Annotated in this window: 6 protein-coding genes and 6 pseudogenes; 5 read left to right on the top strand and 7 right to left on the bottom strand. The window is 51.9% G+C overall.

The window, feature by feature from the left end:
• Positions 1-537: 537 nt before the first annotated feature.
• Positions 538-798 carry a hypothetical protein gene (locus tag FBY02_RS28525; RefSeq protein WP_256662565.1) on the top strand — a complete coding sequence of 87 codons (261 nt, stop codon included), beginning with the start codon at positions 538-540 and terminating at the stop codon, positions 796-798.
• Between the two features lie 70 nt (positions 799-868).
• A pseudogene (locus tag FBY02_RS26465) lies at positions 869-1,087 on the top strand (integrase); the annotation flags it as partial.
• 894 nt (positions 1,088-1,981) lie between these two features.
• Here FBY02_RS26465 and FBY02_RS26455 read toward each other — a convergent pair.
• Entirely contained in the window at positions 1,982-2,518 is a 537-nt protein-coding gene (locus tag FBY02_RS26455; RefSeq protein ID WP_144931243.1) for a cytochrome b, read from the bottom strand.
• A gap of 349 nt (positions 2,519-2,867) precedes the next feature.
• Here FBY02_RS26455 and FBY02_RS26450 point away from each other — a divergent pair.
• Positions 2,868-3,115: pseudogene (locus FBY02_RS26450) on the top strand (transposase); the annotation flags it as partial.
• Positions 3,116-3,268: 153 nt separating this feature from the next.
• Here FBY02_RS26450 and FBY02_RS26445 read toward each other — a convergent pair.
• The 4 genes and pseudogenes from FBY02_RS26445 to FBY02_RS26435 all read right to left on the bottom strand — a co-directional run.
• Positions 3,269-3,673, bottom strand: a pseudogene (locus FBY02_RS26445) (allantoicase); the annotation flags it as partial.
• A gap of 137 nt (positions 3,674-3,810) precedes the next feature.
• Complete coding sequence (uraD, locus tag FBY02_RS26440; protein ID WP_144931239.1) at positions 3,811-4,326, bottom strand: 2-oxo-4-hydroxy-4-carboxy-5-ureidoimidazoline decarboxylase; 516 nt, start codon at positions 4,324-4,326, stop codon at positions 3,811-3,813.
• A 42-nt stretch (positions 4,327-4,368) separates the two neighbouring features.
• A pseudogene (locus FBY02_RS28520) lies at positions 4,369-4,484 on the bottom strand (helix-turn-helix domain-containing protein); the annotation flags it as partial.
• Positions 4,485-4,982: 498 nt separating this feature from the next.
• Positions 4,983-5,415: pseudogene (locus FBY02_RS26435) on the bottom strand (transposase); the annotation flags it as partial.
• Positions 5,416-5,498: 83 nt separating this feature from the next.
• Here FBY02_RS26435 and FBY02_RS26430 point away from each other — a divergent pair.
• On the top strand, positions 5,499-6,515 hold the full coding sequence (locus FBY02_RS26430; protein WP_144931237.1) for an IS110 family transposase: 1,017 nt from the start codon (positions 5,499-5,501) through the stop codon (positions 6,513-6,515).
• 251 nt (positions 6,516-6,766) lie between these two features.
• On the opposite strand, the pseudogene FBY02_RS26425 reads toward FBY02_RS26430, so the two are convergent.
• Both FBY02_RS26425 and FBY02_RS28905 read right to left on the bottom strand, forming a co-directional pair.
• Positions 6,767-7,264: pseudogene (locus FBY02_RS26425) on the bottom strand (IS5 family transposase); the annotation flags it as partial.
• A gap of 6 nt (positions 7,265-7,270) precedes the next feature.
• A complete protein-coding gene (locus FBY02_RS28905) occupies positions 7,271-7,414 on the bottom strand; it encodes a hypothetical protein (protein ID WP_371921438.1) in 144 nt (47 codons plus the stop codon).
• A gap of 951 nt (positions 7,415-8,365) precedes the next feature.
• On the opposite strand from FBY02_RS28905, the gene FBY02_RS26415 reads away from it, so the two are divergent.
• Positions 8,366-9,181 (top strand): hypothetical protein, encoded by an 816-nt coding sequence (locus tag FBY02_RS26415; RefSeq protein ID WP_144931236.1) that lies wholly within the window; start codon positions 8,366-8,368, stop codon positions 9,179-9,181.
• Positions 9,182-9,423: the final 242 nt, after the last annotated feature.

Genomic DNA, 9,423 nt, shown 5'->3' with positions numbered 1-9,423 from the left:
GTATAAAGATTTCCCTCGGCGCTCTCAGTCCCGTTGAGTATCGTGAGAGCCTGGGCTTCGCGGCATAACCAGTCCAAGTTTTTGTCCGCATCCCCCCCACTGGGTCAGTTTTCGGTCAGCGGCAACAAGCAAGCTCTTAATTGGCTTGAGGTCGATAACGCATGGTGGCTATCCAGTTGGTAATGATTTGGGGGGGCTTTCCCGCAGGTAGGCGAGGTACTGAACGAAAGAAGCAAGAGCCCTTGGTTACTTGGGGCTTTTTTAGGGGGGCGGTGCGCGATTGCAAGTAGCCGAATCTTCATTTGGCCACCGTCTATCTAGTGTCCGGCTTTTTGGCATTTCTCATCTTGCGCGCTGGGTGAGTTGAGTGATGCATCGGCCTACCATCGACAGCTTCGTGTCCTATTCACTGGAGTTCATGGGTTAAAAAGCGTCCTACGTCGCAGGTTGGATGTACTTTCTGAATTGGGCGATTGTCGATATCACTGCAGTGGCGCTGTATATGCAATATTGGGACACTTTCGCTGTGGTGCCGCAATGGGTGTCAGCCCTGGTGGCGCTGGCATCGTTACCGTGATGAAACTGATTGGCGTCAAATGGTTCGGTGAAATAAAGTTTTGGTTTGCCTTGATCAAGGTTGCCACTCTGACGCTGTTCTTGGTGATTGGTTCGATCATACTCGGTGTCGGAAGTTCGGTCGGTCATCCAATGGGCAGCCGATCACTGATAATGGCGGCTTCCTTCCCCATGGAATGCTGGTGCGCTGATGTTGGTTCAAGGGGGCCTCAGTCGGAGTAAGGGCCGGGGGTTTAACTATGGGCGACAGAACGCCCTGAAGTTGAGGGCGCAACGGGTTAGCAGCAGAAGTACCAAGGCGACAGGTACATTGACACGTACCGCCTGTCTAAAAAGTGAAGCCAAGCAATTTGGCAAGATCAACATCCAGGACGGTACCAAAGGCGGCCGTTCAGGCGCGTCAGCACCTCGTTGGATTACGGTAGATGATCATATTCGTGACGTACTGAGCTTTGCCGAAAAGGTCTTGCCCGACGGTAGCCGCAACCTGCTGGCACCGAACGAACGCTACCCATAGCAGGGTTAGCAGAGCAGTCTGCAGCGAGCAGACCGGGCAGAGTGCATCGTGGACGTTAGCGCCAATTTCCGCTGACCTTGATTTTCACCCTTCAAGGTCAGCTCCATCACAGCAGCCTCCAAGGAGAGCTGATTTTGGTACAGCCGTTCAAGAACATCAGAAAGTGAATATTCGGTGGGCATTGGTTCGACTCCAATCGAGGACGCAAGAGCGTAGCAGCGGAATGGGCGAAAACCAAAGGGGGTGAGCGAGTACTTGCCGAGATTTAGTGACAGCAATCGGCCGATTCTGTTGAAAAAATCGGATTTTCAGCCTGCGTAAAATCAAGCACGGCTACCACGGGAGAGCCGACTCACCACTTTGTGTGGTTTCTCAGCCTTTCGTCGACCTCGCTGCGTCGTTATTGGGTTTTGCAAGCCTGTGAAACGTTGCCGAGTTCCTCGGCCAGGTTCAACAAGCCCAACTTGTGCTTAACAATCGGTTGATTTACAACGTTCATGCGGGGCTACTTCATTTGGGGTGGTGATTGCTCGCACAACCATCAAACCCGGTAGCCCCTCACCGGGATCGTCGAAGGCTTACGTTGCTCTGTTTTCCTAATGGATCTCCAGCCGAGTTGTCGTGGTTTCGCTCGTTGGACGAGAACATTTTGATCTATAACAATCTGCTCGCCTCCATCCTCGCCGAGCTGATCGTTGAGAATGGTGAGGGATCAGGCGAGTGCACGCTGGACGACCAATAGCATTTCCAGCAAGGTAACTCCTCGAGCTTCGACCGTTTCAATTGCCGATTTGGAATTGACACCTTCGCCACCGGCACGAACGTCAGTACCCACAGCCAAGGCTCCTCGCTGTCAGGGCAGAGGTCGGAATCACGCGATCAGGGAGGTCATGCGGCGCTCTTCGATGAGAGCGACATGCGCTCAAGCAAGTTATGGCCACGCAGAGCATGCAGCAGCACCGCACCGATGTGGCCGATCACGAACAGAGCCAACACCACACAACCATAACGATGAGTGATAAAGAAAAATTCGATCAGCGCAGGATCTTGCAATGGCTGCGGGATGGACAGCAAACCGAATATCTCGATGGGGCGATCCATCATGAGCGCGCCGGTGAATAGTACTTGAGCTGTCGAGATGTAGAGTGCTATGTGTCCAGCCTCAACCAGCCACCGGTAGAACGGGGAGAATTCTGAGGGTAGTGAAGGACTTGGGTGGACCAACCGATAAGTAAGGCGTACCAGGAGTAGGGGAATCAGTAGCGCAGTCAGCGAAACATTTAGGCTGTGAATAATACCCACAACCGGTTCAGGTATTTGGATGAACGAGACACCAAAGCCACTGATACTGGTCCAGATTATTACGACTGCAAAGCACCAATGCAGCAGTGCACGGGGTTTTGAATATCTTTCAATTGTTGCCATGGCAAATCTCTTCAGATTGAGAACGCACAGCGGTCCGTGCTGCATTTTCTACTTTACGTTTCTAAATTATTTACGAATCCAGGCTGTTCATAAGTCGAACCAATACCAGGCTCGAACTGAATAGCGGTCTGACTGGAATCTACAAATGCTGGCGGCTTCAAGCAGTGGCCGGAACCAAAAGCCGGGCAAATGTGACAGAGTGGCTGCCTGGTCACAGTCAGGCGTTTCCGGGGAGGGTGTAGGAAATTTCCCGCGTCACAAGAGCGGTTAGAGTGGTCACCTTTAAGGTGTTGCTTCGGTAACCGACGCAACCGAATCAGCGGCGAGGCTGATTGCTCTTGCGCGCTACGATGACGAACCAGGCCTGGTGCATAGCGTGGTGGGCACGGCCACCAATGAGGCAGATGTCACGCAGGTCGATAAGCTGCTGCACGGCGACGGAAACGTAGTCTGTGCCGATGCCGGTTATGCCTGAGTGGAGAAACGCCCCGAGCATGAAGGTCTCCAAGTCATCTCGCAGATAGCCGCCCGGCGCAGCACCTACCAGAAACTGGGCAGCACAGCGTCCTATATAAAGCCAAGCGCAGAATGAGTGAGTAATATGAGCGTTCTTGATTAACTCGCCACTTTCAAAAACGGCGTGGCCGAAGTCCACCAGGAACACATGACTACTTCAGACCGTCCTTAGTGAGAGCCCTGGCTGTGTTGAAGTGTAAAAGTCGCTGTAGTTGACTTTGTCAGCCGCTTACCTTTGATCTGCTCGCTGAAGGTGTGTTCTTCGTGCATTTCCCGCTTCTGGCTCGGTAGCAGTTCACGCCAGAATAAGCTCCGGGTTTCGATTTGGCTGTCGGTGCCGCCTTTGGCGAATGCGCCCTGAATCGAGCAGGTGTCCGAGTAGTTGCTCTTGAAGTGCAGGGTGTCGATGTAGATTTTCTCGATCTTGTCAGCGTGCCCCAGCGCGACGATGACCGAGCCTTCGTCCATGTTGATCTCGCGGCCCGAGTTGAGGATGTTGCTCATGTGGCCGAAGTGTTCATCGGAGTATGCAAGGGCGCGGCCATAGTTAAGGGCTGCAACCAGATCAGACCTGTTCATTGCCGCCGCACGGCGCGCTACCCCGTCATCCGGGTATGTTGAGGCGCGTAGGTAGCTGAACTCGAGATAATCTTGTGACCAGATGGGCAACGGTCAGGTTTACTAACTTCTCGAAAGGTACGGCGTAAGCTATCACTCTTCTTGTCTGCCTTTTAACAGGTGGCTGGAGATGCGTCACCGGCAAGGGCCGGCTCGGCTTAGAGCTGAAGTAATCGGAACCGGGCAATTTTGTTGATTTCTGCCAACGCGCAGTTGAACTCGACGTCTGCCGGGTTGTGGATGCGCGCCTCGAACGCGACGAGGATCTGGTGCCGGTCGCTGCCTTTTACCGCCATGATGAAGGGAAACATGAATTTGGCTTTGTAGGCTTCATTCAGTTCGACGAAGCGTTGGAGTTCCTCGGCCGTGCAGTGGTAAATACCGGCGCCTGCTTGTTCATGGGTGCTGGCTTCGGTCAGGTGGCCCTGGATGGCTTCTCTGCCGGCCAGCTCTGGGCGAGAGTTGATCAGTATCAGTTGTCTGGCGTGGTCGGCGCTTAACAAAATGTCACTCATGCGCTGGTGTAAAGTGTTGATCTGGTCGTCGCTGGCGTCCAGACCCAAGTCGTAAACTCTTTCGGCAATCCAGGGCGAGCGTTCATAAATGTCAGCAAGCGCTGCTACGAACGCTTCGCGGCTCAGGGTAGATGGCGTGAAAGTCTTGAAAATGCTCATTTTGAGGCCTCTTGACTAGAGGGGAGGCGCCAGTGGCTTTGGCTTCTGATGACAATAAAAGGTGTCTCGCAATACACCCATTATTTTGCAGGCCTGTGAAACGTTATCGTGTTCTCCGGCAAATTCAATAAGCTCAACTTTTGCTTAACAATTGGCAACGTTCATGTGGGATCAACTCCCTTGCGTTGGTGACTCTCGCACACCAAAAAAGTTCGGTTGCCCCGTTCTTTGTTCAAAATGGGTTTCATCAAGTTTAGACCTTTACAGCTCAGATCTATTTCTGGAGTCGATGTGTTGTCGTGTCATGTTGTTGCGGTTTCTCCTACTTGTATTGTGGCGAAAAAAGTCTGCTGTAATTTTTGCTGCTAGTTGCTGATCCTCTTCATCCTGAATTGAGTCCATAACCGATGCTTGCTAACCAAGGGGTATACAGTGGGCGGGTACGTTCAGTGATAAGCCCACAACTATCAATGGTTCTGGTGTCGCGACGGAAAATCGCTTCGTAAAAGGGGGCCCTAGTATGCTCAGCCAAAAATCAAGCCCGGTGCTCTTTTCTGCTCTTAACTCATGGTTTCTCCTCTAATCGCACCGCTCCAGGGCAATTAGCCCGTATACAGGCGCACCTCTCCTGCACTCAGCAATCGCTTTCGCACAATCTACAGATTCGACAACGCGAATAAAGTCGTCTGCTGAGCGATATTTTTCGCCAAACCACGAAAGCGCACTTTCGTATAACCAGACTGACGCTTGATCACGCGAAATGGATGTTCAACCTTGGCTCGTAATTGAGCTTTGGTGTATTCGATTTTACGACGCACCTGAGCGATCAAGCTCTTCATGTTGTATTTCTTATACGTGCTGGGGTGGGCGGCAATCGACCAGATCATTTGGCGGTCCTGATGCTCAGGACGTTTGTGCACGCCGGTGTAACCGGCATCGCCAGAGGAGTAAGTTTCCTCACCGTGTAACAACTGATCGACTTGAGTCACGTCCGCTACATTCGCCGCCGTGTCGACCATGCTATTGCACCAAGTCGGATTCGGCATCGACGCCAATGTGCGCTTTCTTTCCGAAGAAATACATATTCCCTTAATGAGATGGTCAGCTCGGCTCGAGAAACCCGGTGAGTCTAGACTTACCGGGTTTCTCTCTTTACCGAAGGAGGATCTCTCATGAACACCGTGACGCTTCTGGGTATCGACATCGGCAAGAACACCTTCCACTTGCATGGCCAGGACGCCAGAGGAAATCAGCTCTTGCGCAAGAAGCTCAATCGTAGCCAATTGCTGCCGTATCTGGCGCAGTTGCCAAACTGCAAAATTGCCATGGAGTCCTGCGGCGGTTCGCAGTGGCTGGCTAGGCAGATTGAGGGCTTAGGCCACCGAGTGCAATTAATCGCGGCGCAGCATGTGAAGGCCTACGTCACAGGCAACAAGAATGACTTTATCGATGCAGAGGCCATCTGCGAAGCAGCGTCGCGACCCAGAACCCGCTCGGTTCCGGTAAAGACCCTTGAGCAGCAGATCCTGTCGACCGAGCACAAGCTGCGCATGTCTTGGGTGGATAATCGCACGGGAATCATCAACCAGGTGCACGGCTTTCTGCTGGAATTCGGCATCATTTTCCCCGTTGGATATGCTGCTCTGGAGCAGGTACCCGCGTTAATGGAAAACCACGAACTGCCGATTCGACTGCGCAATGCGGTTGAGCGAATGCTGCTCGACATTCAACGCCTGACTCGAGATATCAAAGCGATCGATGTCGAGATCAAACAGCAATTGTCTGAGGACGCAGCCGGCATGCGCTTGTTGAGCATCCCCGGCATCGGCCCTCTCACCGCTAGCGCGCTGCTGGCCGACGTCGGCGACGCTTCGACTTGCAAAAGCTCGCGCGACTTTGCTGCCTCCCTCGGGTTGGTGCCTCGACAGTATTCAACCGGGGGCAAGACGAGCTTGCTCGGCATCAGCAAACGCGGCGACAAGTATCTGCGCTGCCTACTGGTGCAAGGCGCTCACGCACTGATGATCCGAATCGACAAGCGAAACGATGCCCTCGGAGCTTGGGTAAGAAAGCTTTTGGCTAGCAAGCCCCCGAACAAGGTCGCCTGTGCGCTAGCCAACAAAATGGCAAGAATCGTCTGGGCTGTATTGGCCCGAGGCGGTAGCTACAACGTGCAACAAATGGTTTGACCTAATCGAGTTACTACCGGCTTTTGCGACGACAGTGATGATGACGATAAACGGCAGACATCCCGACTGAAAACCTGAAGACCAAGACAGTCTTTTTAACGGCTGATCCCTTTATCAAGGACAGTTGGGAGCGACTTCTCATCAGGGGCCGAGCGCTAATAACCGTGCTCACCATGAGCCCGAATACATTAGCGCAAGCATGCTTTACCGTTCATCAAGCTGGGTTGCAGGAGGTGGGCTGACCATACATTCTTGGTCTGGTGCATTTCCGGGTCCCGCTTGCCGTCCTTGTTCTTGGTCGAACTCGGCGTATGAATGATCGTCGCATCGACACGGTGCCTTGGCGCAACAGCAGGCTACGGTCACCCAGATAGCCGTTGATAACCTTCAAAATCCCGCCCGCCAACTCATGTTTTTCCGGCAGGCGCCGGAAGTTGAGGATCGTGGTTTCATCGGAAATACAATCCAGGTGCAGCCCGGAAAACTGGCGCAGGATCGTGGTTTCGTAGAGTGTTGCTTCCATTGCCGGATCGCTGTAACCGAACTAGTTCTGCATCAGATGCACCCGGCAACATGGCCGTCAACGGATATGCCGGACGCCCACCTTCACCCTTCGGATTTACGGCTCAATCAAGGTAATTAAACCCTTCCACGGCACGACCTTATCCATCCTCGATCAGGAAGCGCTCACGGCGGGTCTGCTTACGTTTGCCGGCATATTCAGCATCGGCCAAGGACATCTGTTTCATCGGGGCTCAACCGTTCGGTTCGTGTGAGGTGCGTATTTCACCAGAGATGGAAGTCTTTTTCAGAGTTCCCCTAAGCACCGAGATGTCATCTGGAACGATCAAGGCGAGTTGTACCTGACCGTTAGTCGAATGTAAAATTGTCACGATGATATTGTCGCCAATACGTCAACCTTCAAGGGATCGCTATGCGGTCCAAAATGGAGCGAGTTATGCTGATTTCGGTAACAGAGGTTAAGAGCTGGCCGAGCTCCGAGCTAGTCAGTGATGCTGAATCAGGAAGCGAGGGTGGTTTTGATCAGATATTGTCAAGATGTCGTCTATCTTGAGCCGATTAGCGTTTTGATTGATATGCGATCTCGAAAGGCTCTACTTCCAGCAGTCCATTTCGCTGCAACCTCAAAGGCAACGACCTACCAGTCAAAAAATCGCAACCAAGTCGGGCCGACATGATCGCGGTAGACATTTCAGCCCTGATAGTCTCGTACTCCGCGAAACGGAAATTGATATTTGTGCAGTGGTAATAGAGGTCAAAGAAGACCTGCTTATCTCGGCTGGCACTGTCGCCGAAGCTCTACTAATGCTGCTTTCCGACGGGTTGTCTATGACGAGAGGAGAGATCACTGGATGATCTGGGGGCTTGTTATCGTGCCGGCTTTATCTGGATGTCGTGTAGCCGAAATCCATGCGCGTTGGCCCTACCTCAATCATTTTTTCCAGGCGCCACCACAGACTTATTGGGCCACGCTAGCGTGGAAGTGGACCAGTTTCAACAAAGCAACATGACTGGATATGGCAAGTATTCAATAACTTTATTGGGCTAACAAGGATAGGAGTTCGTCATGAATCAATCTCATCGTCTGCGTTTATATGATTTATTAAAAAACGGATGCCATGCAGTCTTTTGCCGATTTTCGCAAACAGGTGGCAGACGACCTGAGTTGGCATGAGAGCAAGGTGTACTAATACTGACGGTCATCCTCCCTCAACAGAGAGAGGCGGTAAAACAAACTGGGCTAGGCTGAGTGTAGGTCAACCAAAAAATTGACACTGCGACCTTAAAGTCGCACAGTAAAGCGCACACAAAGTAAACAGGAGATTTAAATGGACAGTGTTATACCTATTTTTTTGTTGGCGACAGCAGGGCTGGTATCTGGAATAGTATTAGCAGTCGATCAAGAACGCATTCCAGTTGATATCGAGATCTGTAACAATATAGCAGAGATTATTACTACGGCTGGACCCGTTGTATGCACCTCCACTGTCCTATCTACAACGGACTCCGTGATTGCGGGCAAGCTCCTCGGGCTCCCCGCAGGGGAAGCCTCTTATACCATAAGCGCCACAAGAAGCAATGGGGATATTCTAGATTTACAACAAAGCTCTACTGAGGGTATATTTAGTTTATATGTTGACCTTGCCATGTTAGCTGGCGCTGACATTTTATTATCTGCCCGCAAGGGCGGGATCGAGTTACCTCCGACGAAGCTGGTGGTTGGTCAAATACCGCCAACGAGCTGTATGGAGACAGTTAATAATCGTGACTTTTTGACTACAAAGAATAAAAACAATAAGGGCGCTCAAGCGCGGGCAGAGTACCCATTTTGTGGCACGGGAGGGGGGGTTTTTTTTCCAGCAACCATGCTGGAGAATACAGTTGCGATCTTTAAAAATATCAGTGGCGTTTATCTGGGAGATGCCTATTACTATGTGAATGGTTCATCTGTTGGCCTCGCGGGTTTTAGGATGAAGTTAGGTAATGATTTGTATCTGGTCGGCCATACCTACCCACTCTTAAAGCCTACCGATAAGAACGTTGAAGATATCGACGTAACCTACATTAGTACTGCCCTTGATAGCGAGTACGAGTATATGAGGGCCTATTCTTATCCAATTACACAACGAGCAGCATCGAGGTGAGTCATGATATCGGTAAAGTAACGGCTGCCGGTGAACAGTACGATCGACAAGGAGCTGAAGACCCGAGACCGCGCGCCTTCGTGGCCTGCATTTTCATTCGACGCATCCGGCGCCGCACGCATTTCGGCTAATTGTTCAATGCTACGGCTCTGCGCGACCATTGCGACGAACTCTGACTTCGACAACCCCGCGAAAGCGGGTTTTTCTTTGGGTGCGCCAGGTATGGCGCGTTGCGCGCAAGC

Source organism: Pseudomonas sp. SJZ078 (assembly GCF_007828255.1).
Lineage (GTDB): Bacteria > Pseudomonadota > Gammaproteobacteria > Pseudomonadales > Pseudomonadaceae > Aquipseudomonas.
Note: the sequence above shows the minus strand (reverse complement) of the source record. Positions and strands in the feature narration are given on the sequence as shown.